Origin of the sequence: Pseudomonas algeriensis (genome assembly GCF_048847255.1) — a bacterium.
In the GTDB taxonomy this organism is placed as follows: domain Bacteria; phylum Pseudomonadota; class Gammaproteobacteria; order Pseudomonadales; family Pseudomonadaceae; genus Aquipseudomonas.
In genome coordinates, this window is record NZ_JBKKRK010000002.1 from 1 (window position 1) to 23,874 (window position 23,874).

Here is a 23,874-nt window from a genome sequence, read left to right on the forward strand (position 1 = left end):
AACGGCGGCCGTAACTATAACGGTCCTAAGGTAGCGAAATTCCTTGTCGGGTAAGTTCCGACCTGCACGAATGGCGTAACGATGGCGGCGCTGTCTCCACCCGAGACTCAGTGAAATTGAAATCGCTGTGAAGATGCAGTGTATCCGCGGCTAGACGGAAAGACCCCGTGAACCTTTACTATAGCTTTGCACTGGACTTTGAATTTGCTTGTGTAGGATAGGTGGGAGGCTTTGAAGCGTGGACGCCAGTCTGCGTGGAGCCATCCTTGAAATACCACCCTGGCAACTTTGAGGTTCTAACTCAGGTCCGTTATCCGGATCGAGGACAGTGTATGGTGGGTAGTTTGACTGGGGCGGTCTCCTCCTAAAGAGTAACGGAGGAGTACGAAGGTGCGCTCAGACCGGTCGGAAATCGGTCGTAGAGTATAAAGGCAAAAGCGCGCTTGACTGCGAGACAGACACGTCGAGCAGGTACGAAAGTAGGTCTTAGTGATCCGGTGGTTCTGTATGGAAGGGCCATCGCTCAACGGATAAAAGGTACTCCGGGGATAACAGGCTGATACCGCCCAAGAGTTCATATCGACGGCGGTGTTTGGCACCTCGATGTCGGCTCATCACATCCTGGGGCTGAAGCCGGTCCCAAGGGTATGGCTGTTCGCCATTTAAAGTGGTACGCGAGCTGGGTTTAGAACGTCGTGAGACAGTTCGGTCCCTATCTGCCGTGGACGTTTGAGATTTGAGAGGGGCTGCTCCTAGTACGAGAGGACCGGAGTGGACGAACCTCTGGTGTTCCGGTTGTCACGCCAGTGGCATTGCCGGGTAGCTATGTTCGGAAAAGATAACCGCTGAAAGCATCTAAGCGGGAAACTTGCCTCAAGATGAGATCTCACTGGAGCCTTGAGCTCCCTGAAGGGCCGTCGAAGACTACGACGTTGATAGGCAGGGTGTGTAAGCGCTGTGAGGCGTTGAGCTAACCTGTACTAATTGCCCGTGAGGCTTGACCATATAACACCCAAGCAATTTGTAGACTCGAAAGAGGCCAGATTGCGGTGTTGTGAAGACGAAACGAACCGAAAGTTCGAGATACTCACAAAGCAACACGCTATCACATACCCATTCGCTGGAACGTGACCGTAAGGCACGCGCTGGCTACCGAATTTCTTGACGACCATAGAGCATTGGAACCACCTGATCCCATCCCGAACTCAGCAGTGAAACGATGCATCGCCGATGGTAGTGTGGGGTTTCCCCATGTGAGAGTAGGTCATCGTCAAGATTAAATTCCGAAACCCCTATCTGCTGATGCAGGTAGGGGTTTTTTTTTGCTCGTCATAAAAATCCGCGACGGCTCATGTTAAATTTGCACAGTTATTTTTGAGCCGCAGCACTAGAATAGCCGCACCTTAGTTGAGCCAGAGCTGTTTATGCCCGATCCGTCAGACATTGATAGGTTGTCAGATCTACCCCTGGACGATCTGGTAGCGTGTCATGAGTGTGACCTGTTGATGCGCAAGCCTCAGTTGGCCCATGGCGAGAAAGCCGAATGCCCGCGCTGTGGATACGAGCTCTACGCCCACCGGCACAATGTGATTGATCGCAGCCTTGCCCTGGTTGTCGCCGCTCTGCTGTTATATGTACCCGCGAACTTTTTACCCATCATGCAGCTCAATCTGCTCGGACAATCCGCCCAAGACACCGTCTGGAGTGGCGTGGTCGGTCTGTTCGGCACCGGAATGCAAGGTGTATCGGTGGTGGTATTTCTATGCAGCATGGGCATTCCGTTGCTCAAGTTGCTTTGCCAATTGGCTGTACTGCTGACCATCCGCTGGAACATTGGAAGAAGTTACGGCTTGTTGTGGTATCGCATTTATCATCATCTAAGGGATTGGGGGATGCTCGAGGTTTATCTCATGGGCGTACTGGTTGCCATCGTCAAACTTGCGGACATGGCGGCGATTACCGTGGGGTTGGGCCTGGTGTGCTTTATCAGCTTGTTACTGGTTCAGGTCTGGCTGGAAGTGGTGATGTCACCGCACCAGATCTGGCACGCGTTGTCAGGGGAAGACGTCCATGCGAGCAATTGATGCGGGCATTTTGGTTTGCACTGAATGTCATGAATTGAATCGGCAGGACGACGCCGCCCAGAAGCAAGTCTGCACTCGTTGTGGCGCTCGTATTCACCCTCGGCGTCCCAACAGCTTGATGCGGACCTGGGCATTGCTGATCACGGCAGCGATTATCTATATCCCTGCCAACGTACTGCCAATCATGACCATCAACTCGCTCGGCCAGGGCGCGCCCAGCACCATCATGGCGGGTGTTATCGAGCTGGTTCAACACGGCATGATTCCCATTGCAGCGGTGGTATTCATTGCCAGTTTCGTAGTCCCCACCTTCAAGTTGGTCGGTATCGCATTGCTGCTGTTTTCCGTGCAACGTCACCAACCCATGTCGGCGCGCCAGCGCATCCTGATGTATCGCTTCATTGAGTTTATCGGCCGCTGGTCGATGCTGGATATTTTTGTAATCGCCATTCTGGTGGCGGTGGTGAATTTCGGCCGGCTTGCCAGTGTCGAAGCCGGTCTTGGCGCCATCGCGTTTGCCAGCGTGGTGATCCTGACAATGATTGCCGCAGTAACCTTCGATCCCCGACTGATTTGGGATAACACGGAGTCGGATGACGACCATGACTGATTTGCCTACTGCTAAAACCCGACCGGCTTCAAATTGGTCGGCCATCTGGGTCCTGCCGTTGATTGCCTTGATTATTGGCGGCTGGCTTGGCTGGCGTGCTTATAACGAGACCGGTATTGAGATCAACGTGCGTTTTGAAAGCGGTGAGGGCATCCAGGTCAACAAGACAGAGGTCGTCTACAAAGGCATGACGGTCGGTAAGGTGAAGGACCTCACGCTTGATGATGAAGGGAATTCGAAGGGGGTCATTGCGACCATCGAGATGAACAAGGAAGTCGAGCAATATCTCAAGACCGGCACACGTTTCTGGCTGGTCAAACCAAGTGTGAGCCTGGCAGGGATTACCGGGTTGGAGACGTTGGTTTCCGGTAATTACGTCGCCATCAGCCCGGGGGAAGGCGAGTCGACTCGCAAGTTCAAGGCCTTGGCCGAAGAGCCCCCGCTGTCTGACGCCAAGCCTGGCCTGCACTTGACGATCAAGGCCGATCGACTGGGGTCGCTGGACCGTGGCAGTCCGGTTTTCTACAAACAGATCCAAGTTGGCCAGGTGAAAAGTTACTCACTGTCCGAAGATCAACGCGCAGTAGAGATCAAGGTCTTTATCGAGCCGACTTATGCCAGCCTGGTCCGCAAGCACACGCGCTTCTGGAATGCCAGCGGCATCAGCATCGATGCCAATTTGTCAGGCGTCAAAGTACGCAGCGAGTCGCTGGCCAGTATCGTGGCGGGCGGCATCGCGTTTGCCACTCCGGAAAACCGCAAGGACAGCCCTCCGACGGATCCAAGCCTGCCATTTCGCCTGTATGAAGATTTCGAGGCAGCCGCCGCCGGGATTCGCGTCAAGGTCAAGCTCAGCGATTTCGAGGGATTGCAGGCTGGCCGTACGCCAGTGATGTACAAGGGCATCCAGGTCGGCAGCCTGAAGACGTTGAAAGTCGATCCGGACCTGTCCAGCGCCAGCGCCGAGTTGACGCTCGATCCGTTGGCGGAAGATTACCTGGTCGCCGGCGCTCAGTTCTGGGTCGTCAAACCATCGATTTCCCTGGCGGGCATCACGGGCCTGGAGGCGTTGGTGAAGGGTAACTACATCGCCGTGCGCCCTGGCGACAAAGGCGGAGCGCCGCAGCGCGAGTTCGAGGCCAGGGCGAAGGCGCCGCCGTTGGACCTTCGTTCACCCGGGCTGCATCTGGTCTTGTTGACCGAAAATCTCGGATCGCTGGAGGTCGGTAGCCCGATCCTCTACAAACAGGTCAAGGTCGGATCGGTGCAGAGCTACCAGTTTTCCCGCAAGAAGAAGAAACTGATCATCGGGGTGCATATCGAGAAGGAATACGAAGGGCTGGTCAACGGCTCCACGCGGTTCTGGAATGCCAGTGGCGTTACGCTCACGGGCGGCTTGACCGGCGGGATACAGGTCAAGAGCGAGTCCCTGCAAAGCTTGATGGCCGGGGGGATCGCTTTCGAAACTCCTGAGCCGAACGTGCCGCTGAAACGGCGCATCCCCCGGTTCCGTTTGCACGAAGATCGTGAAACCGCGCAGCAACGAGGCACTGTCGTGACGATCAAGGTCGATCGTGCCGACGGTTTGCGCAGCGGCACGCCGATCCGGTTCAAGGGGTTGGATGTGGGCAAGATCGAGGACGTCGACCTGAGCGCCGATATGCAGTCGGTGCTGGTCACCGCACGTATCACCGAAGTGCCCGAGCGTATCGCCCGCACAGGGACTCAGTTCTGGGTGGTCAAGCCTGAATTGGGACTGATGAAGACATCGAATCTGGAAACCCTGGTGACCGGCCAGTACATCGAAGTTCAGCCCGCGACGAAGAACCTGGGGCCACAGAAAAACTTCATGGCCTTGGCCGAACCACCCGAAAGTGTTGTTCCCGAAGCTGGCTTGAGCCTGGTGTTGAGTGCCGCCCGACGTGGTTCGTTGAAGATTGGCGTGCCGGTGACCTACCGCGAAGTGACCGTGGGTAAAGTCACAGGCTACGAGTTGGGCCAGACGGCGGACCGGGTGCTGATTCACATCCTGATCGAGCCTAAATACGCGCCACTGGTGCGCAGCGGTACACGTTTCTGGAACAGCAGCGGCTTCGGCCTGGACTTCGGCCTGTTCAAGGGCGCGACGGTGCGAACCGAGTCGCTTGAAACCTTGATCCAGGGCGGTATCGCATTCGCAACGCCAGACGGCGAGCGGATGGGCAACCCGGCACGCCCGGAGCAAACCTTCCCGCTGTTCGACAAGTTTGAAGATGAATGGCTGACCTGGGCGCCGAAGATCAGTCTCGCCAAGTAAGCTTATCGGATGCAACACCCGTGGCGAGGGAGCAAACTCCCTCGCCACTGAGTATGCGATAACAAAAAAGGCCGCGATCCATTGGATCGCGGCCTTTTTCACATCCAGATGATCACCTCAAACCGAATCCAGCTCCGGTTCATCGGCCTGGACGTTCATCGTGGCCTTCACGGCATCATGGCGACGAATGTATTTCCAGTCCGCCTCATCGATGTAGATGCCGTTCGGGCCGCTGCCGCCCTCCAGGTCGATGGCGACACTGGCGCAGACCTGTGGCTTCACGCTCGCCAGGATCGGCACGAAGCCCAGTTGCAGACTGGTTTCCAGCAGTGCGGCCTGGTTCTTCTCGTCGATGTCCGCCGCTTCGTCCAGGTAGTACGGCAGGCGCACGCGGCCGGCCTGTTCACGGTCCATCAGGTGCAGCAACAAGTACATGTTGGTCAGCGCCTTGATGGTCATGGTAGTGCCGTTGGACGCCGCGCCGTCGATGTCGGTGTGGATCACCGGCTGGCCATTGACCTTGGTGATCTCGAATGCCAGTTCGAACAGGTCCTTGAGGCCGAGCTGGTTGTGGTTCGCCGCCACCAGTCGTGCCAGGTATTCCTTGGCTTCTTCGTTCTTGTTGTCCTGCTCGGCGCTCTGGCTGAGGTCGAACACCGACAGCGTCTCGCCTTCCTCGTACTGGCCGGCGCTGTGGATGATCTGGTCGATGTGCTTGAGCGCTTCCTTGTTCGGCGCCAGGACGATACGGAAGCTCTGCAGGTTGGACACCTGACGCTTGTTGATCTCGCGGTTGAACAGCGCCAGTTGATGCTCGAGGCTGTCGTAGTCGCTGCGGATGTTGCGCAGGGTTCGGGCAATGTCTGTGACGGCCGCACGGCGCGCCTTGCCCAGGGTCAGGGCCTCGTCGGTGCGGTGGGCATAGGCGTTGATCAGCAGTTGCAGGCGCCGCTCCATATCGTCTTCGCTGTCGAACTTGGCCACGCCCTTGAGGCGTACCTGGGCATACAAGGCCTCGATCTGACCGTCAACCCGCAGCAGCCCTTGCCAGCTGTCCTGGTAGTCGTTGAGCAGTGGCAGCAGGTTGTCCATGGAATCGTCGACCGGGTCCATGAATGGCGTACCGAACGGCAGGTCCGCCGGCAGCAACTGGCGACGGCGCAGGGCGTCGTCGAGGGTGCGCTGCTTGGCTTCCATGTCGGCGATCTGCCGGCCCACCAATTGCAACTTGGCGGACAACTGCTGGACGCGCTCGGTGAAGGCATCGCTGGAGCGCTTGAGCTCATCCTGGGCGGCTTCCATCTGCGCCAGTTGCTCGAGCTTCTCGCCCTCTTCGGCACTCAAGGTCTGGGTGCGACGGAAGTCTTCCAGGGCTTTCTGTGCATCCAGCACTTGTTGGTACAGCGCCTCGGTCTGGGTCTTGCTTGCGGCGCGGTCGGCGGCCACGGCTTGCTGGGTCTTGAGCTGCTTGAGTTCTTTTTCCAGACGCTCTTTCTGATCCCGCAGCGCGGCACGGTCGGCCAGGGCTTGCAGGGCCGGCGGCTCGATGTGGGACAGGTCGATGGACAGGCCCGGCACTTCGAACCGCTCGCCCTTGAACCCGTCGAGGATCAGCTCCAAGGACTTGACCCACTCGCCGTTCTCATCCAGCGCGATGCCATGTTCGCCCAACGGCAGGCTGAACAGGGCGCTGTTGAACAAGCGCATCAGGCGTTCCACGTCCTGCTGGGAGAACTCTTCGCGCAGGCGGGCGTAGCTGTTGTTGTCGGCGTGGTCGAGTTGCTGCTTGACCGACTTGAGGCGTTTTTCCAGGTCCCGCAGGCGCTCTTCCAGGTCTTCTGCGCTGAATTGACGGGACTGGGCCAGGGCGCCGGCCAGTTCGTCGTGAGCGTCCTTGGCGGCGAGCAGTTGCTGCTCCAGGACCTTGGCGTCATCCACTAGGGCAAAGCGATGCTTGAGCACCGACAGCTCGCCTAGCCAACGCTGGATGCCGCTGATTTCCCGCTCCAGGCGCATCAGCTCCTGAGTGCCGCCGCGTTGGTCGTTCTGCAGCGAATCCTGCTCGTTGCGGTAATGCTCGGCTTGGATGGTCAGCTCTTCCTTGCGTGCACTGGCGTAATCCGACCAGGTGCCCAGAAGCGAGTCGAGCAGCGGCGAGAGGCGATGCAGTTTGCCCCGCAGGACATCGCGCTGCTTCACGCCATTGGCCAAGGCTTCCACCAGCGGACCGGCCGCCACGAGTGAGTTGTAGTCCTGCTCCATGCGTCGTACGTCGCGGAAGGCTTCTTCGCACGCCGCGATGTAGTCCACGCTGCCGGAGCGCAGGCTGTGCTCGAACGCATCGAGGAAAAGTTGTTTGAGCTTGGCCGCGGTGATTTCACGCATGTGCAGCAGGTTGATAAACAACGCGCGGAAGGTCTTGAGGCTTTGCTCGCTGGTGGAGCGAAGCGGAATCAGCGTCAGGTCCAGCGGAATCGAAGTGTGGCCGCCCACCAGCAGGCGACGCAGTTCATCCGGCTTGAGTTCGTAGGCTTTCAGGCCCTCGCGCTCCAGGTTGGTGAACAGTTCTTTCTGCCGCAGGCAGGTGTCGTTTTTCTGGTAATGAGCCAGGTCCAGTTTGCCGGCATAGGCAAAGAACTGGTGGCCGAAACCGCCGCCTGGGCCGCGACCTACCACGCCAATCACGTGTGGGCCGTGGGGCAGGGCGACTTCCACCAGAATGTAGCTGGTGTCGGAGGCAAAGTAGAAGCGCCGGGATTGTTCCAGGCTGTACTTGCCGAAACTCATGTCCGACATGCGCGCCAGGATCGGAAACTGAAGGGCGTTGATCGAGGCGGATTTACCCAGGTTGTTCGCGCCGTACACCGACAGCGGTTCCTCCAGGGGGAACAGGCCGAGGCTGTAGCCGGCGGTGTTCAAAAGGGCAAAGCGGCGGATGCCGTAGCGTTCCTTGCTCATGCGTCGGTCTCCTGTTCTTCGGCAATGGCGCGGGCCAGTGCGTCTTCTTCGCTTTCTTCTTCACCGTCGAATCCACTGAGGTCCAGCGGGTCATCGGTCTGAAGCAGTTTTTCGTCGCTGTCTTCGTCGATCAGCACCGGCGCTGGCAGCGGCAACACGCTGTGCAGGCTGGCGGCCAGGTCGCGGTCCTGCTGGACCGACAGGCAGACGTCGAGGAAGCGATGCATTGGCGGCAGGAAGCGGTACACGCCGTTCTCTTCGCTGGCAAAACCCAGTTGGGTCATGCGGCGCATGATTTTTTCTTCCAACTCTTCCTGGGTCTGCACTTCGGCCTGGATGAACAGGTCGCGGTATTTCTCCAGCAGCGAAGGCAGCTCATCACGGCCCAGGCTGCCACCGTCGAGCACGGCGATCGGGTCGCGGCCCTGGTCGGCCAGGTGCTCGACGAGGATGAAGGTAAACAGGGCCAGGCGCTGGGCGGTCTTGTTCACTGCCGCGGCGGCCAGGTCCGGCACGAAGTAATAGAACCCGCGGGTATCGCACACCAGCTCGAAGCCCAGGGCCTTGAACAGCGTGCGGTATTGATCCTGGAAGTTCGATAATTGGGCGTACAGCTCCGGGTCGCGGCGGCTGACGTGATAACCCTTGAACAGCTCGCGGAAGATCGGCGCCAGCTGGGACAGTTCGGATAGATCAAGATGCATGGGGGATGCTCGCAGAATCCTCGGCGGCGGTGTCGCCGGCCGAGAGCAGGGCGAAGGAGCGCAGGCTGACCTGATGCTCGTGAGTATGGTAGTCGCGGCGTTCCAGACGCTCGCGCTTGAAGCGTTTTTCCCGCGACAGGCGCGAAAACCAGTACAGCAATTCGTCGGTGGCGCCGTCCGGTTCCTGCTCCAGCAGCCACGTCATCAGGTCCGGCATCGGCAGGGCATCTTCGCAACGCTCGACCATCTCGCGCACGGTGCGTGGCGCACGCGGCGCATCGCCGCCCTTGTGGGTCTTGTGAGACTTGGGGAACCGCGCCGGTTTTGGTTCGAAGCGGGCCAGTGCATACACGTAGGCTTCGACCTGGCTGGCGCTGCCCAGGAACGTGCTTTGCGGTCGGGTGAACAGCGGCATCGCCGCTTGCGGCACGGCATCGAGACCTTTACGGCGAATGGCGGCCAGGGCCAGGGCTGCGCCACGGGTCACGGCGTTGTGGCGGCGGGCCTCTTCGCGCAGCGGCAGCAGCAGCTCACGCGCATGGCGCAGGGTCAGCTGGGCGCTGGTCTGCATCTCCAGGATTCGCGCGTGAGTGCGCAGCAGCATGTCGTCGTCCACCAGGTGACCGAGGCGCTGCTGTTCGGTGAGCATGCGCAGCAATACATTCTCGACCTTGCGCACACCTTGCTCGAACGCGCCGTCGGCGTTCACCAACTGGATCATCGGCTCGACGTATTCGTCCCAGGTCGCCAGCACTTCGGCGTAGCGCTGGCGCAGCGGGATCTGCCGGTCGCTGGTCTTGGCCCGTTCGGCGACGGCGACCAGCGCCTGTTCGTCGTTGGCGAGCTTCTTGAGAACGTCGCGCACGCGCATGTCCAGTAGGCGCAACTGGCGGGCGAGGTCGTTGCCGTCGCGCACTTCGAAGGCGTCCTGGATATAGCCGGCCAGACGCTCGAGGTGGCGCAGGTAGGCTTCGATTTCCAGGCACAGGCCCAAGCGGTGTTCGCGGCGCAGGTAGGCGAGGAAATCGTGGATCTGGGCGTTGAGCTCGAAGCGGTTCGGGCTTTTCGCTACCGGTACGAGGATGTCCAGGCGGATCCACACGTCCAGCAGATGGGTGATGTCCTGGGGCGTGCTGTCCAATTGTTGGGCGGCCAGCTGTGAACGCAATTCGTTGAGGCTCAGGGTGCCCTGGTCGAAATGCTCACACAAAGGTTCCAGCAATGCCCAGTGTTCAGCGAGGGCGCGCAAGACGCGCTTGGGTTCGATCATCGCAATGGCCGTCGGGTTGGCAATTAAAAGCGGCGATTGTACTGCATCGGGCCGGTTGCGATTCACCCCCGAGACGGACTGTCGTCGTGTATTGATCAACTAATCCACCGACAGGGAAGCGGTCCGCGCCGAAGGGCGGTAGAATCGCTGCCACTTTCAGTTATCCCCAAGTGGCCGACCTTTGCTTATCGAGTCCCGTCGCCGCGCTTATCTGACCGCCATGCAGGTGGTCAATTGGCTGCCGCGTACCGAATTGCCCTTTGCCGCGCCATCGCGGCCTGAGCTGTTGGAAACGCCGGAGCCGGTGGAAATCGCGCCGCCTCACGCAGCGCCCGTAGCCAAGGCTGCCGCCGAAGCGGTTGCGCCTGCCGCTGAACGGCCGAAAATCGAAGTCCCGCGTCCGAGCCTGGCCTCGACCCGTACGAATGCCAAACCGGTAGAAGAGGCCGACGTAGCGCCGGCCCCGATCAAGGTCGCCCACGTGCCGCCGCCGCGCTTCGCCCTGCAATTGCTGCGGGCCGGGCGTTGCCTGTTGCTGGTGGAGTTACCCACAGGCGAGCCGTTCCAAAGCCGCGATCCCGCTTACCTGTTGCTCAAGGACATGCTGCGCGCCGCTGGCCTGCCGGACAGCCCGCAGATCATCGGCGAACCGGTGCGCTGGCCGTTGTTGTCGCGGGGCACGATGGACCAGGGGCCCGAGGCGGCTCGGGATTTCGTCCAGGGATTCGTCTCGGCGCGGCTCGAAGACGAACCGTGTGTGTGCTTGTGGCTGGTTGGCCTGCCCGCGGTGAAATTCGCTGGCGAGGCGGACTTCGACGCGTTCTACCGTGAATTACAGGTCGAAGGCCTGGGCTCTGCCTGGGCGTTGCCGGGGCTTGAATCGTTAATGGAAACGCCACAGCGCAAGGCTGAAGTCTGGCAAGCCATGCGCCGGCTGATGGCGCGCTGGAAAGAATCGAATGAGTGACGCTGTATCGTTCCGCCCGATGACCGAGGCGGACCTCGACGCTGTGCTGAAGATTGAATACGCGGCCTATAGCCACCCGTGGACCCGCGGGATATTTCTTGATGGGCTGGGCAAATACCAGATCTGGCTGATGTTCGAAGGCCAGCAGCAAGTCGGCCATGGGGTGGTGCAGATCATCCTGGATGAGGCGCACCTGCTTAACATCACCGTCAAACCGGAAAACCAAGGGCGGGGCTTGGGCCTGCGGCTGTTGGAACACCTCATGTCGATTGCCTACAAGGCCGAGGCGCGTGAGTGCTTCCTGGAAGTGCGCGACAGCAATCGCACGGCGTTCCGACTGTATGAGCGCTATGGCTTCAACGAGGTTGGGCGGCGCCGCGACTATTACCCTGCCGTGGGTGGGCGCGAGGATGCGGTGGTCATGGTGTGTACGCTGGTGGATTGAATCGACTGGTCTGCGGTCATCGCGAGCAGGCCCGCTCCCACAGGGTCAATGGCGTTCCCAAAACCTGAGAGCACAAAACCACTGTGGGAGCGGTGGCGTTACCGGTCAGCGCTTGCCGTCGAGCGGATCGATATCGGCCATTTCCGCTTCGTCCAACCCGTCGCCTCCACCTATATCGTTTTCTCCAACGACGCTCAGGTCCCAATCGGCCTGTTCATCCTCGCCGGCCTCGCGGGCGTCCCGGGCACCGTCTTCGTGGATCAAGGTTTCGGGGCTCATGTCATCATCGGTCGGCTGGCGGTCTTCCATCGAGGCCCCTGTCATGCCCGCTTCACGCACGCGTTCATCCGGCATCAGTTGCTCGCGTTCTTCCTCCGGCAATTCATCGCCGATCCTGGCGTCGTATTCATCGTCATCGAATTCCAGCTCACGCATCGAGCCCATGCGGTCTTCGTTGTCGTCGATGGGTTCCGGTTGCACCGCATCGTAGGGACGTCGTGAATCATTCATGGCAATTCCTCATACTGTGGGCCTTACTAAGAGTCGACCGATTGTGGGGCCAGGAATTCCAATGCATCGCCGACGTGACCTCGACCGGCGGTCGTCTGTCACAGTTGGGCACTCTCTATCGAGGCTGGACAGCATGAATGAATTACAAGATCTGATTGATAACAACGCGCGCTGGGCCGATGCGATCAAGCAGGAGGATCCTGACTTCTTCGCCAAGCTGGCTCGTCAGCAGACCCCTGAATACCTGTGGATCGGCTGCTCCGATGCGCGGGTACCGGCCAACGAAATCGTTGGCATGTTGCCGGGTGATCTGTTCGTGCACCGCAATGTCGCCAACGTCGTACTGCACACTGACCTGAATTGCCTTTCGGTCATCCAATACGCAGTCGACGTGCTTAAGGTCAAGCACATCCTGGTGACGGGTCACTACGGCTGCGGCGGCGTGCGTGCTTCGATGCAGGACCGCCAACTGGGCCTGATCGACGGCTGGCTGCGCTCGATTCGCGATCTGTATTACGAGCATCGCGATGCCTTGGCCAAGCTCCCCACCGAAGAAGAACGCGTGGACCGTTTGTGCGAGCTCAATGTGATCCAGCAAGTGGCGAACGTGGGCCACACCAGCATCGTGCAGAACGCCTGGCACCGTGGGCAGAAGTTGTCGATTCATGGCTGCATCTACGGCATCAAGGACGGGCGCTGGAAAAGCCTGGACACCACGATCAGCGGCTTCGAGCAACTGCCGCCGCAGTATCGGCTACGTCCGGTCGACGCGCCCTGAGGGCAACCTCTAGTCGCGATGACAACGGCGCCGCCAGTGCCGCAAAAATTCCATTCCTCGCTCATTCGGCGATTCGTCATAGCCAGTGATCCAGCCGTGGCAGTTGGATGAACCGCACCGGCAGGCGAATTGCCGATACAGCTTGCGTTCAGTACTGGCGTAGTCCATCGCCAGGCGGTCGCCTTCACGGATATCCGTCAGGGACCACAGCCACAATTCGCTCATGTCCAGGAAGACATTGGGATTGCAGGAGTGCAGCAGCAATCCGGCGAAGTGTGGGTCGTACATGTGGACATCCGGCAGAAGCTGCAATGTGTGCAGGCGTCGGCGGCTGATCAGCAGCCCCGATACCCTGCACATCCGCGTCATGGGGGCGAATGGCTTGCGGGCGATGATCCCATTGCCGCGACCGGCGTTGGTCTGGCGCACTTCAAAATCGCGCACCGAGGGATAGCCCTGGCGAGGGCTGAATTGTTTTCCCGGATAGATGCAGTCCCGGGTCTTTGAATCGACGCAATTGTCGATGAATTCGATCATGACCGTCCTTGTCGGTGCTGGACACTCGACTTTTCAGCGCTGGCCTCCAGCCGGCGGCGGTTAAAAACTCCAATAGCTTCCTCCAGGCCGTGATGCGTATCTACTGTCGACTCTGACAGGTGTCATAAGCGCTTTCCCGTGTGAGCGCAGGCTTACACAGGAAAGGCTCGTCAGGGTTTATACGGCTTCGGCGGGTAATGGCATGGGCACTTTCAACTGCTGCAGTTGCGATTTGACCGGTGGTGTTTCGCACTTCTTGTCTGCGTCCACCTCGCTCAGCTTGCGAACCGAGGTGTAGAACAGCTCGCAAGTCTGCTCTTTTTGCGTGACCTGCCACGTCTGGGTGCATTGGCTCAGTAATGCGCTCGGGTCGGTGCCTGGCTTGCTGCCCATTCCGGCCTGCCAGCATGCAGCGCTCAGGTCCTGGCCCATGACTTTCAAGCCCGCGGCATCGGCCTTGGCCTGGTCGCCGTCATAACTGTCCGGATCGGCTGCGTACCAGATGTAGCTGGGGTGGTTGGAGCCCAGCACCGGAACCTTGGCCCCCGGCGCAGGCTCGATGGTCGCCAGGCCGAGTACCGCCACGGTCTGGCCGTATTGGGTCTTGATCCAGTCCCGGACGGGCGCTCCGAAAGCCACCATCGGCAGCGACGCCCCGCTGGCGTTCCGAGTGACTTCCTTGACCATGGTGGTCTGGTAATCGTTGAAATAGCTATACAGGCCGGCGAGTGTACTGCCCGCATTGGACGGCGCCGCAATGGGCGCGATGTCGATGATGGTCTGGTAAGCAGGCGTGTCCCCGGCGGCGATGCCGTTGGCGGTCAGCAGCGTGGCCCAGCGGTCGGTGGTGGCCGACTCCAGGTAATCCTGGGCCTGGGTCAGCGAATAATCCGGCGGGAAGTGCAGCAGCTCGACGCTCTTGCGGTTCTCCAGCGCCATGCCCAGGGGCAGGAACAGGTACCAGTTGTAGGCCCATTTTTTATCGTTGTTGAGTTTCGTGGCGCCGTTATAGGCGAGGTCGCCGGCGTTGAGCAAGGCGGCCAACGGTTGGCCATAACTCTTCGGCACGCCACTGATGTTGGCGTAGACGGTGCCGTTGTCGCTTTTGACCTCGACTTTGGCCGCGTCGTAGCCGTCGCGCTGGACGCTTTGCGTCAAATAATGCTCGACGGTCTGCTCGAGTGTCCAGTTGCGAAAACAGATGACATTGCAGTTGTTGGGGTAAGCGAAGAGGCGGGTGACGCGTTCGGTGCTGCCAAGGTTGACACCGATGTCGGCGGCTTGGGCGGTGGCGCTCAAGGCCAAGGCGGCGAGAGGAAGTACGGCGAGTTTGAACATGCTCAGATCCTTTTCAGCGTGGGCCCTTGGAAACAGGGTGTATCCATACTGAAACAGACGGAGCCGAAGAAGAAGTGGGCCGATGGAAAAATCGGCCCTTTTTTATGGCTTTATGGCATTACTGGCGGCAGGTAGGTCAGCGTGGTCCCCAGGGCCCACAGCAGCACCAATACCAGCGGCGTGTGAACCAGCAACTGCACGAAAGAGAATCCGATCAAGTCCCGCGCTTTCAACCCCAGAACGCCCAGCAACGGCAGCATGTAGAACGGGTTGATCAGGTTCGGCAGTGCTTCGGCGGCGTTATAGATCTGCACGGCCCAGCCCAAGTGGTAGTTCAGGTCGTTGGCCACCTGCATGACATAGGGCGCTTCGATAATCCACTTACCGCCGCCGGAAGGAATGAAAAAGCCCAGCACCGCCGAGTAGACGCCCATCAACAGGGCGTAGGTGTCATGGGAGGCGATTTGTACGAAAAAGGTCGAGATATGGTGTGCCAGCGTCTGCGCATCGCTGCCCTTGACGGTGGTCAACAGTGCGGCAATCGATCCGTACAACGGGAACTGGATCAGCACGCCGGTGGTGGTTGGCACGGCGCGGGCCACGGCATCGAGAAAACTGCGTGGCCGCCAGTGGAGCAAGGCGCCCAACATAATGAACAGAAAGTTATAGGTGTTGAGCCCGGAAATGGCGCTGATGGCCGGCTTGGTCGAAAACTCATGGAACAGCCAGCCAGCGGCGAGCAGCACCAATGCAATGGTCAACAGCGGGCTGTGCTCCAGCCATTCCCCGGGGCGGGTGCGCGGTTGCAGCGCCGGCATGCTGAAACTGGGGTCGATTCCGCAGGCGGCGGCGTCACGGGCGCTGTTGGGGCCCGGCGCGGTGGCATACGCGATGATCACCGAGATCACGATCAGCGCCAGCAGCATCACACCGGACTGCCAGAGGAAAATCGTCTGGGTAAAAGGGATGACGCCGGTAATCGACAGGATCGACGGCGGCAGGCTGGCCGGGTTGGCCTGCAATTGCGCGGCCGAAGAAGACAACCCCAGCGCCCACACCGCGCCCAGGCCCAGGTAAGCGGCAGCGCCAGCGGCGCGATAATCCATCTTCAAGTCCGCGCGCCGGGCGAGGGCACGCACCAGCAGGCCGCCGAACACCAGCGACAGCCCCCAGTTGAGCAGCGATGCGACCATGGAGATCACGGCCACCCACGCCACCGCGGAGCGGCCATTGCTGGGAATGCGCGCCAGGCGGTCGATCAGCTTGACGGCTGGAGGCGAGCTGGCCACTACATAACCGCCAATCACCACGAACGCCATTTGCATGGTGAAGGGAATCAGGCTCCAGAACCCATCGCCGAAAGCCATGGCTGCGGCAGTGGGCGTGGCGCCAATGAGCTGCGTCGCCAGCGCGACCACCAGCACCGCCAGCGCGGCAAAGACCCAGGAGTCGGGGAACCAGCGCTCGGCAAAACTGGAACAGCGCAGCGCGAAGCGGGCGGAACGGCTGTCTTCAATGTCAGTGGTCACGGCAATTACCTCGGGTTTTTATGATTATCGGTATCTGGAGCGACGAAGCATCGGCGGTCGGGCGCCAATATTGGAACAATCCAATGACCGTGGGAGACGGACCGGCGTTCGGAGTCCGACGTGATTTTTTTCAGACCGAACACCGGCGCTCTTCAGAAAAAAATCCTTGGGCCGATGGCAAGGAACAGCAGTAATTCTCCTGCCTGCCGGAGCTTGCCATGTTCAACAATCGCTTGAAGCAGGAGCTGCTCGCTCTTCGCCAAGAACTCTCCAGCCTCATGCAGATAAAAGAGAGCCTTGATCGCGAAATGCTCGGTTTGACCCTCGATGCTGAGGGGAGGATACAGTCGGTCAACCAGAACTTTCTCGATGACATGCGTTACAAGAGCCAAGACCTGATTGGCCGTTCTGTCGAGGAACTGGTACCGGCTTACCTGAAGTCCAATGAATTCCAGGCGCGCTTCAAGACCGCGCTGACCCGTGGCGAGCATTTTTCCGGCGCCGTGCGCCTGATGCGGGGCGACGGCAAAGAGGCCTGGCTGCGCTCGATCCTCCAGCCCATACGCAATGCCGAGGGGCGAATTCGTTCTTTTTCGATGTACTCCAACGACCTCACTCGCACCATCGAAAACTCCCGCGAGCATGAGAACCTGATAAGTGCCCTGGTGCATTCGACGGCGGTAATCGAGTTCGACCTGGGTGGCCATGTATTGACGGCCAATGACCGTTTCCTCAATGCGATGGGTTACAGCCTCGCGCAGATCAAGGGCAAGCATCACCGTACGTTTTGCGAGCCTGAGCAATACAACAGCGCGACCTACCAGCAGTTCTGGAAGCGTTTGAACAGCGGCGAGTTCGTTGCCGGGCGCTTCAAGCGTATCGACAGCAGCGGTCGCGAGGTGTGGCTGGAAGCTTCCTATAATCCGGTGGTCGATGCCAACGATCGCCTGTACAAGATCGTCAAGTTCGCCACCAACATCACCGACCAGGTCAAGCAGGAAAAAGCCGTTGCCGCGGCCGCCAACATCGCCTACAGCACTTCCCTGCAAACCGATAACAGCGCCCAGCGCGGCACCACCGTCGTGACCCAGGCCGTGGACGTGATGCGCGACCTGGCCCGGCATATGCAGACCGCTGGCCAGGGTATCGAGGCACTGAACGAACAGTCGCTGGTCATCGGAACCATCGTCAAGACCATCAGCGGCATCGCCGAACAGACCAACTTGCTGGCGCTCAACGCCGCAATCGAGGCTGCCCGGGCCGGTGAACAAGGGCGCGGATTTGCGGTGGTGGCCGATGAGGTCCGGCAACTGGCGTCGCGTACCAGCCAGGCAACCGATGAGATCGTCGGCGTCGTTCGCCAGAACCAGGACATGGCTCGCAATGCCGTGGCGCTGATGACCGACGGCCAACACCAGGCTGAACAGGGCCTGGCCCTGGCGGCCGAGGCGGGAACGGTAATCGTCGAGATCCAGGACGGCGCGAAGAAAGTCGTGGACGCGGTGAGCCAGTTTGCCAATCAGTTATCAACATAAGGGCGGTTTATTGTTGTTTTTTACAAATTAATTATCGTATTTCGATAATTTTAAGGCTATGTTCTGGGCTCCTTTCGTTCTGTTGGAGCCTCACATGGGTTCGAATCGCCTAGCTGTTTATAGTCAACGCATGGCTGCCATCACGCTGATATTCATTGCGGCCATGATGGTCATCAATGCCCTGGTCTGGGTGTTTCCTGATATCGAGTCGCAGTACGGCCTGGGCTTTGCGTTGACTCAGCGTCAGTTGTCCAGCCTGTCAGGGGAGGCGACCTTGTTAACTGGTTGGCAGAGCCTCGGCGCGATCTTCTTATCGAGTATCCCTCTGCTGGCGCTGACAGTCGGGCTGGTCAATCTGCGACAGCTCTTCAAGCGCTATGCGCAGGGGCAGTATTTCTCCGGCGAAGCCGCCATTGCACTGGGTAAGGCCGGCCGCGCGGTGGCATTGTGGGTGCTGCTGGATTTCCTGTGCGAACCTTTGTTGAGCCTGCTGCTCACCATCAATGCGCCCGTTGGCCAGCGATTGCTGAGCTTGAGCATCACCGCGCCGTCCTTCGTCGCTTTGTTTCTGGCGGCGTGCATTGCGATCATTGCCCGGATATTGTCCCAAGCCGCTGAAGTCGATTCAGAAAACCGAACTTTCGTTTGAGATACTCATGCCTATCGTGATTCAACTTGATGTGATGCTGGCGATGCGCAAGGTCAAGTCCAAGGATCTTGCCGCCGCCATTGGCATCACCGAGGCCAACCTTTCCCTGTTGAAGCAGGGAAAGGTCAAGGGCATACGTTTGGCGACCCTGGACGCCATCTGTGACTATCTGCACTGTCAGCCGGCCGACCTGCTGGTTTACCAGCCGCGAAGCGAATCCGATCAGTCGCCCAGCGCTTGACCTTCGCGCCTTGGATCCGCCCCGCCAGCCAGCGAGGATTTCCCTTGGCCATCACGCACCCGGATGATCGCCTGGGTGCCGCTGGTCATGTCGATTTCGCCCACTGTGTGGCCTTTGTCTTTCAACGCCTGGACCAACGCCGGGCTGAATTGCCCCTGTTCCAGTTCGGTGGGGCCATTGCGGCTGCCGAAGTTGGGAAGATTGACGGCGGCTTGCGGGTCCAGGTCCCAATCCAGCAGGCCGATGACGGACTTGGCGACGTATTCAATGATCTGCGATCCACCTGGGGAACCAACCGCGGCCAGCCATTCGCCGCTCTGGCGATCAAAGATCAGGGTCGGAGCCATGGACGATCGCGGGCGTTTGCCGGGCTCGACGCGGTTGGCGACTTTGCGCCCGTTCTCTTCGGGTATGAAGGAAAAGTCAGTCATCTGGTTGTTGAGCATGAATCCCTGCACCATCAAGTGCGAACCAAACGCTGACTCCACCGTGGTCGTCATCGACACGGCGCCGCCCTGGTCATCCACGGCCACTACTTGCGAGGTGGAAATTCGCAGGGGCGAGCGATCCGGCGCGAAGGCCATCTGGATGCCCGGTGGTGTTCCCGGCTTGGCAACGCCCATGCTGCGAGGGCCGATGAGGCTTGCGCGGCTCGCCAGATACGTGGGGTCGACCAAGCCTTTGACCGGCACGGGGACAAAATCCTGATCGGCAACGTAGAGGGCGCGGTCAGCGTAGGCCAGGCGCTCAGCCTCGGAAATCATGTGCACGGCTTCGGGCAAAGGCTCGATACCAGCGGGGTTCGTGGATTTGATCGGTTTCAATGCCGCGAGGGCGGTTTGGCCGTCGCGCTGTTCCAGGTTCTCCAATGTTCCGAGGATCTGCGCCACGGCAATCCCGCCGGAGGAGGGCGGCGCCATGCCACAGACTTGCCAGCGTTTGTAGTCGGTGCACAACGGCGCGCGCTCCCGGGCGGCGTAACCTTTGAGGTCGCTCAACGACAGACTGCCCGGATTGGCGTGGCTTTGGACCTTGGCGACAATTTCTTCAGCAACGGGCCCTTCGTACAAAGCATTGGGGCCTTCGTTGGCAATACGCTTGAGGACGCCCGCCAGTGCCGGATTTTTAAGCAGGGTGCCCACTGCCTTGGGGCTGCCGTCGGCATTCAGGAAATAGGCGGCCATGTCGGGCGAGCCGGGTAAAGAGGCATCGGCGGCAATCATCGAGTGAAGTCGAGGCGAAATCCTGAACCCCTGTTCCGCCAATACAATTGCCGGCTCGAACAGTGTCGCCCACTTCAGGCGGCCATGTTTGCGATGGGCCAGCTCCAGGGCACGCAACACGCCCGGTGTACCCACGGAGCGGCCGCCGATCTGCGCGGCGGTAAACGGCATCGGTTTGCCGTCGGCCTGGATGAAAAGTTTTTCGGTAGCACCGGCCGGCGCCGTTTCGCGGCCGTCGTAGGTACGCACCGCCTTGCCGTCCCATAGCACAATGAACGCACCTCCGCCGATGCCGGAAGACTGCGGCTCCACCAACGTCAGCACTGCCTGCATGGCAATTGCCGCGTCGATGGCCGACCCGCCGCGCCGGAGCATTTCCCGGCCGGCTTGCGCGGCAAGCGGGTTTGCCGCGGCGGCCATGTGTTTGTCGGCATGACGTGTCTGTAGATCGGTGCGGTAGCCGGAAGCGATTTCCGGAGCCGTGGGCAAGGCAGAAGCGGACGTGGAGGAGGGCGGAGCCTTGCAGGCGACAAGTGCCAAGGCGACAGCCAGCAGCGAAACGGCTGACAGGCGATGAAGATTCGATTTGAGATCTGAAAGCACGTGTCGCTCCGTCCATGGGCCAAGGATATTGAGATCGACTGTAGCGATACGAGGCGTGGGGCGCAAATCGACGGGGGGCGGCGATTCGGCTTCGCCCCCACAAGACGTCAGGCGTTCTGCGCCTGGAGAAAAATAGAAAACAGCTCGGACTGGGACTTGATCCCCAGTTTGCTGTACATATGTTTTTTATGGACTTTTACGGTTTCGGCGGAAATTTCCAGCTTGCGAGCGATTTCCTTGCTGGAGCAACCGCTGAGCATCAAGCGCCCGACATCCAGCTCCCGTGCGGTCAATTGCGCGCCTTTGAGCTGCTGGACTGACGCTTCCAGCTGCACGCGCCAATCGGCTTGCGGCGGTGCTGGTGCAAGGGCCACCACTTCGTTGATTTCGTAAGGCAGGCGCTGGCGCAACAGGCCGAGCACCCAGGGCTGGATGAGTGACAGCAAGGCAGTCTGCTCGCCACTGAACCGCTGCTTGCTGCCCAGCGACAGGCAAAGCGTGCGGTCGCCTTCGAGCTGGCAATTGAATTGGACCTCATCGGACACCACATTCAGGCGGAAGTAACGCTGGTAGTACTCGGTCAACTCGAAATGTTCCGGTGCGACTTCCGACAGGCGATACAGCCCGGTGCGCGACTGCTCGCGACAGGCGATGTAGAACGGATCGAGCAGATACAGGCCGCGCAGATAATCCTGGAACAATTGATCCGGACTGCCGTCCGCACCCGGGCACTCTGCGAATACCTGCGGGCGCTGGTCGGCGCTGAAAAGCAGTGCCACCCAACTGTCGAAAGGTACGTATTGATCGAGCAAACGGACCAGCTGCGTCCAGAAATTAGGCTTGTCCAAGGCGTCGATCAGTTGCCCGACCGAGCGGTGCCACGCGATGTCGTCTAACGAAAGTGTCATGCCTCTACCCCTATCGGGTTACCCCAGCGGCGTGATTTCCCGCCGTGGGTCTGCTGCGCATACTGGCTCACAGACACCGACCGGGCAATCTTCCAGCCCGCCTGGTTAGAACAAGGAATACCCATGAAAGTCGAACTCGCCCAGTTGGCGGGCCGTGATAACGACACGGCCTATAACCTCGAACGCGCCCTTCAGGCGATTGCCGCCTGTGCGGCCGATACGCAGTTGATCGTATTTCCCGAAACGCACCTGATGGGCTTCCCATCGCTTGAGACAGTGGCAGAAACCGCTGAGCCATTGGATGGCCGGACTGTCAGCGCGGTGCTTGCTGCGGCCCGGGAGCACAACATTGCCGTGGTCATAGGCGTGGCCGAAAACGACCGTGGCCGCTTCTACAACACCACGCTGCTGATCACCCCGCAGGGTATCGCGCTGAAGTATCGCAAGACCCACCTCTGGGCGTCGGACCGCGGTGTGTTCGAGGCCGGCGACCGTTACGCCACGTGTGAGTGGAACGGTGTGCGCGTCGGTCTGCTGATCTGCTACGACATCGAGTTTCCGGAAACCGCCCGAGCCCTGGCGCAACTGGGGGCCGAACTGCTGATCGTCACCAACGGCAACATGGACCCCTACGGGCCGACTCACCGCACCGCGATCATGGCTCGCGCCCAGGAAAACCAAGCGTATGCGCTGATGGTCAATCGGGTGGAAGAAGGGGACGGCGGGTTGGTGTTCGCAGGCGGCAGTGCGTTGGTGGACCCGCTGGGCACGCTGTTGTTCGAGGCCGGGCGCGAAGAAGGGCAGTTTGCGGTGGAATTGGACCTGAACCAACTGACGGCGGCGCGGCGTGATTATCGCTACCTCGATGATCAGCGGCTGAAGATGCCGGGAGAGATTGTCGAGCATCCCTATGGATTGCGAGAGCTGTTGATTCCTTCGCGTTGATCCTGAATCTGTGTCGTCAGGGCTTGCCCGCGAAGAGGCCCTGACAAGCAACACGTTTGCGTTGAAAAAAAACAGAACAAGAACCTAACACCCGAAATTGCGCCGAACTCGGCTCTGCCATAAATCTAATAATTCGGAGTAGTCACTCATGGCTCATTTGCAACGCACCCTGTCATTGGGGTCGGTGGTGCTGTTCGGCATCGCCTATATGACACCGATCATTGTCCTTGGCACTTTCGGTATTCTCGCTCAATCCACCTCCGGCATGGTCCCCGCCGCTTACCTGGCAGCACTGGTGGCGATGTTCTTCACCGCGATGAGCTACGGCCGAATGGCCGCGGCGTTCCCTGTCGCCGGTTCGGCCTACAGCTATGTCCGCAAGGCGATCAGCCCGAAACTCGGTTTCATCGCCGGTTGGGCGGTATTGCTCGATTACCTTTTCTTGCCCATGGCCATCTGGCTGATCGGCGCGGCCTACCTTCATTCCGCATTCCCGACCGTGCCGCAGTGGCTCTGGGTGCTGGTCTTCATTGGCATCACAAGTGCGATCAACATCGTCGGTCTGAAACTGGCCAACGGCATCAACGCGCTATTGATGCTGGTGCAATTCCTGGTGCTGATCGCCTTCGTTGCGTTGTGCGTTCATTATGTCGGCGGGGATGCGAGCACACCGTTATGGTCGGTCGAGCCCTTTTTTAACGGTGACATGCAGATGCCATTGATCATGAGCGGCGCAGCCATCGCCTGTTATTCATTCCTGGGGTTCGACGCGGTCAGTACCCTGACCGAAGAAACCCGCGATCCGCGCCGTACCATTCCACGAGCGATCATGCTGATTACCCTGGTCGGCGGATTGATCTTCGTCAGCGTGTCGTACTTCGTGCAGATCGCCCATCCGTCGTCCCAGTTCGACAGTGTCGACGCGGCGGCCTATGAAATTGCCCGCAATATCGGTGGCGACCTGTTCGTATCGATCTTCCTGATCGGCCTGATCGTTGGCCAATTCGCGTCGGGGCTGTCGGCCCAGGCCAGCGGCTCCCGGCTGTTGTTCGCCATGGGCCGAGATGGCGTACTGCCGAAATCGTTCTTTGGCGCCTTGCATGAACGCTTCGGTACGCCGGTCAACAGCATTCTCTTGTGCGCCGTGGTCGCGTTGCTGGCGCTGAAACTGGACGTCACCACCTCAACCTCGTTCATCAACTTCGGCGCGTTCCTGGCATTCAGCCTGGTGAACCTGTCGGTGATTTTTCACTACTGGATCGGCGCGCAGAAGAAAGGGCTGCGTGAATTCGTGTTGTTCCTGCTGTTCCCGTTCGTTGGTCTGGCGGCTGATGTATGGCTGATGGTCAGCCTCGATCACTTGGCGATCTACCTTGGCCTGAGCTGGCTGGCGATTGGCGTGGTGTATCTGGCGGTGCTGACGGGAGGTTTTCGTCGCCAGCCACCGGAGATGGATTTCCAGGAAGCCACATAAATCACTACGCCCCGTGGGAATAGCTGAATCTTGCGGGGGCATTCAGGGAGATATACCCAGAAACAAGAAAGCCCGCACTAGGCGGGCTTCTTGTTGTTCAAAGACATTCAGGAACATCTTTGAACAGGACTTGGTGGCTACACAGGGACTTGAACCCCGGACCCCAGCATTATGAATGCTATGCTCTAACCAACTGAGCTATGTAGCCAAGTGGCGCGCATTATTCGCTGGTAACGAAGATGTGTCAAGCGTAAATCCAAAATATTTCTC

At 59.7% G+C, this 23,874-nt stretch carries 19 protein-coding genes, 1 tRNA gene, 2 rRNA genes and 2 pseudogenes; 14 read left to right on the forward strand and 10 right to left on the reverse strand.

The window, feature by feature from the left end:
• From ACLK1G_RS02790 to ACLK1G_RS02810, 5 genes are all read left to right on the forward strand, one after another.
• Positions 1–1,005: ribosomal RNA gene (locus ACLK1G_RS02790) — 23S ribosomal RNA — on the forward strand; the annotation flags it as partial.
• Between the two features lie 155 nt (positions 1,006–1,160).
• Positions 1,161–1,276, forward strand: a 5S ribosomal RNA gene (rrf, locus tag ACLK1G_RS02795).
• A gap of 148 nt (positions 1,277–1,424) precedes the next feature.
• A complete protein-coding gene (locus ACLK1G_RS02800; protein ID WP_420764040.1) occupies positions 1,425–2,084 on the forward strand; it encodes a paraquat-inducible protein A in 660 nt (219 codons plus the stop codon).
• A complete protein-coding gene (locus tag ACLK1G_RS02805) occupies positions 2,071–2,694 on the forward strand; it encodes a paraquat-inducible protein A (RefSeq protein WP_420764041.1) in 624 nt (207 codons plus the stop codon). Before ACLK1G_RS02800 ends, ACLK1G_RS02805 begins: the two co-directional genes overlap by 14 nt.
• Positions 2,687–4,990, forward strand: a complete 2,304-nt coding sequence (locus ACLK1G_RS02810; protein ID WP_420764042.1) for a PqiB family protein — start codon at positions 2,687–2,689, stop codon at positions 4,988–4,990. Before ACLK1G_RS02805 ends, ACLK1G_RS02810 begins: the two co-directional genes overlap by 8 nt.
• Positions 4,991–5,107: 117 nt before the next feature.
• On the opposite strand, the gene mksF is transcribed toward ACLK1G_RS02810, so the two are convergent.
• The 3 genes from mksF to mksB are packed head-to-tail and all read right to left on the reverse strand — an operon-like array spanning position 5,108 to position 9,922.
• Positions 5,108–7,948 carry an Mks condensin complex protein MksF gene (gene mksF, locus ACLK1G_RS02815; protein WP_420764043.1) on the reverse strand — a complete coding sequence of 947 codons (2,841 nt, stop codon included), beginning with the start codon at positions 7,946–7,948 and terminating at the stop codon, positions 5,108–5,110.
• A complete protein-coding gene (gene mksE, locus ACLK1G_RS02820) occupies positions 7,945–8,652 on the reverse strand; it encodes an Mks condensin complex protein MksE (RefSeq protein ID WP_420764044.1) in 708 nt (235 codons plus the stop codon). Before mksE ends, mksF begins: the two co-directional genes overlap by 4 nt.
• Entirely contained in the window at positions 8,642–9,922 is a 1,281-nt protein-coding gene (gene mksB / locus ACLK1G_RS02825) for an Mks condensin complex protein MksB (RefSeq protein ID WP_420764045.1), read from the reverse strand. Before mksB ends, mksE begins: the two co-directional genes overlap by 11 nt.
• A 181-nt stretch (positions 9,923–10,103) precedes the next feature.
• Here mksB and ACLK1G_RS02830 point away from each other — a divergent pair, with 181 nt between their 5' ends.
• Positions 10,104–10,889: an energy transducer TonB gene (locus ACLK1G_RS02830; protein WP_420764046.1), complete on the forward strand. Its 786-nt coding sequence runs from the start codon at positions 10,104–10,106 to the stop codon at positions 10,887–10,889.
• Positions 10,882–11,334 (forward strand): ribosomal protein S18-alanine N-acetyltransferase, encoded by a 453-nt coding sequence (gene rimI, locus ACLK1G_RS02835; RefSeq protein ID WP_420764047.1) that lies wholly within the window; start codon positions 10,882–10,884, stop codon positions 11,332–11,334. Before ACLK1G_RS02830 ends, rimI begins: the two co-directional genes overlap by 8 nt.
• Positions 11,335–11,439: 105 nt before the next feature.
• On the opposite strand, the gene ACLK1G_RS02840 is transcribed toward rimI, so the two are convergent.
• Entirely contained in the window at positions 11,440–11,844 is a 405-nt protein-coding gene (locus ACLK1G_RS02840; protein ID WP_420764048.1) for a serine kinase/phosphatase, read from the reverse strand.
• Between the two features lie 133 nt (positions 11,845–11,977).
• Between ACLK1G_RS02840 and can the strand changes: the two genes are divergently transcribed.
• Positions 11,978–12,622, forward strand: coding sequence for a carbonate dehydratase (gene can, locus ACLK1G_RS02845; RefSeq protein ID WP_039594546.1), 645 nt, complete (start codon positions 11,978–11,980; stop codon positions 12,620–12,622).
• 9 nt (positions 12,623–12,631) lie between these two features.
• Here can and ACLK1G_RS02850 read toward each other — a convergent pair whose 3' ends face one another.
• From ACLK1G_RS02850 to ACLK1G_RS02860, 3 genes are all read right to left on the reverse strand, one after another.
• Entirely contained in the window at positions 12,632–13,159 is a 528-nt protein-coding gene (locus ACLK1G_RS02850) for an SET domain-containing protein (RefSeq protein WP_420764049.1), read from the reverse strand.
• A 177-nt stretch (positions 13,160–13,336) separates the two neighbouring features.
• The gene (locus tag ACLK1G_RS02855) at positions 13,337–14,497 is read right to left on the reverse strand and encodes a hypothetical protein (RefSeq protein ID WP_420764050.1); all 1,161 of its coding nucleotides are present in this window, start codon (positions 14,495–14,497) and stop codon (positions 13,337–13,339) included.
• 110 nt (positions 14,498–14,607) lie between these two features.
• Positions 14,608–16,026 carry a short-chain fatty acid transporter gene (locus ACLK1G_RS02860; protein ID WP_420764051.1) on the reverse strand — a complete coding sequence of 473 codons (1,419 nt, stop codon included), beginning with the start codon at positions 16,024–16,026 and terminating at the stop codon, positions 14,608–14,610.
• A 308-nt stretch (positions 16,027–16,334) separates the two neighbouring features.
• Between ACLK1G_RS02860 and ACLK1G_RS02865 the strand changes: the two are divergent.
• From ACLK1G_RS02865 to ACLK1G_RS02880, 4 genes and pseudogenes are all read left to right on the forward strand, one after another.
• Positions 16,335–17,021: pseudogene (locus ACLK1G_RS02865) on the forward strand (PAS domain-containing protein); the annotation flags it as partial.
• A gap of 108 nt (positions 17,022–17,129) precedes the next feature.
• Positions 17,130–17,561, forward strand: a pseudogene (locus ACLK1G_RS02870) (methyl-accepting chemotaxis protein); the annotation flags it as partial.
• A gap of 130 nt (positions 17,562–17,691) precedes the next feature.
• Positions 17,692–18,210, forward strand: coding sequence for a DUF2975 domain-containing protein (locus ACLK1G_RS02875; protein ID WP_420764052.1), 519 nt, complete (start codon positions 17,692–17,694; stop codon positions 18,208–18,210).
• Between the two features lie 7 nt (positions 18,211–18,217).
• Positions 18,218–18,451 carry a helix-turn-helix domain-containing protein gene (locus ACLK1G_RS02880; protein ID WP_420764053.1) on the forward strand — a complete coding sequence of 78 codons (234 nt, stop codon included), beginning with the start codon at positions 18,218–18,220 and terminating at the stop codon, positions 18,449–18,451.
• On the opposite strand, the gene ggt is transcribed toward ACLK1G_RS02880, so the two are convergent.
• Both ggt and ACLK1G_RS02890 read right to left on the reverse strand, forming a co-directional pair.
• Positions 18,433–20,277 (reverse strand): gamma-glutamyltransferase, encoded by a 1,845-nt coding sequence (ggt, locus tag ACLK1G_RS02885; RefSeq protein WP_420764054.1) that lies wholly within the window; start codon positions 20,275–20,277, stop codon positions 18,433–18,435. The genes ACLK1G_RS02880 and ggt overlap by 19 nt on opposite strands.
• Before the next feature lie 107 nt (positions 20,278–20,384).
• Entirely contained in the window at positions 20,385–21,185 is an 801-nt protein-coding gene (locus ACLK1G_RS02890; protein ID WP_420764055.1) for a helix-turn-helix transcriptional regulator, read from the reverse strand.
• 123 nt (positions 21,186–21,308) lie between these two features.
• Between ACLK1G_RS02890 and ACLK1G_RS02895 the strand changes: the two genes are divergently transcribed.
• Positions 21,309–22,130, forward strand: coding sequence for a carbon-nitrogen hydrolase family protein (locus tag ACLK1G_RS02895; protein WP_420764056.1), 822 nt, complete (start codon positions 21,309–21,311; stop codon positions 22,128–22,130).
• Positions 22,131–22,278: 148 nt separating this feature from the next.
• Positions 22,279–23,604, forward strand: a complete 1,326-nt coding sequence (locus ACLK1G_RS02900) for an APC family permease (protein ID WP_420764057.1) — start codon at positions 22,279–22,281, stop codon at positions 23,602–23,604.
• 131 nt (positions 23,605–23,735) lie between these two features.
• On the opposite strand, the gene ACLK1G_RS02905 is transcribed toward ACLK1G_RS02900, so the two are convergent.
• A tRNA-Met gene (locus ACLK1G_RS02905) sits at positions 23,736–23,812 on the reverse strand.
• Positions 23,813–23,874 lie beyond the last annotated feature (62 nt).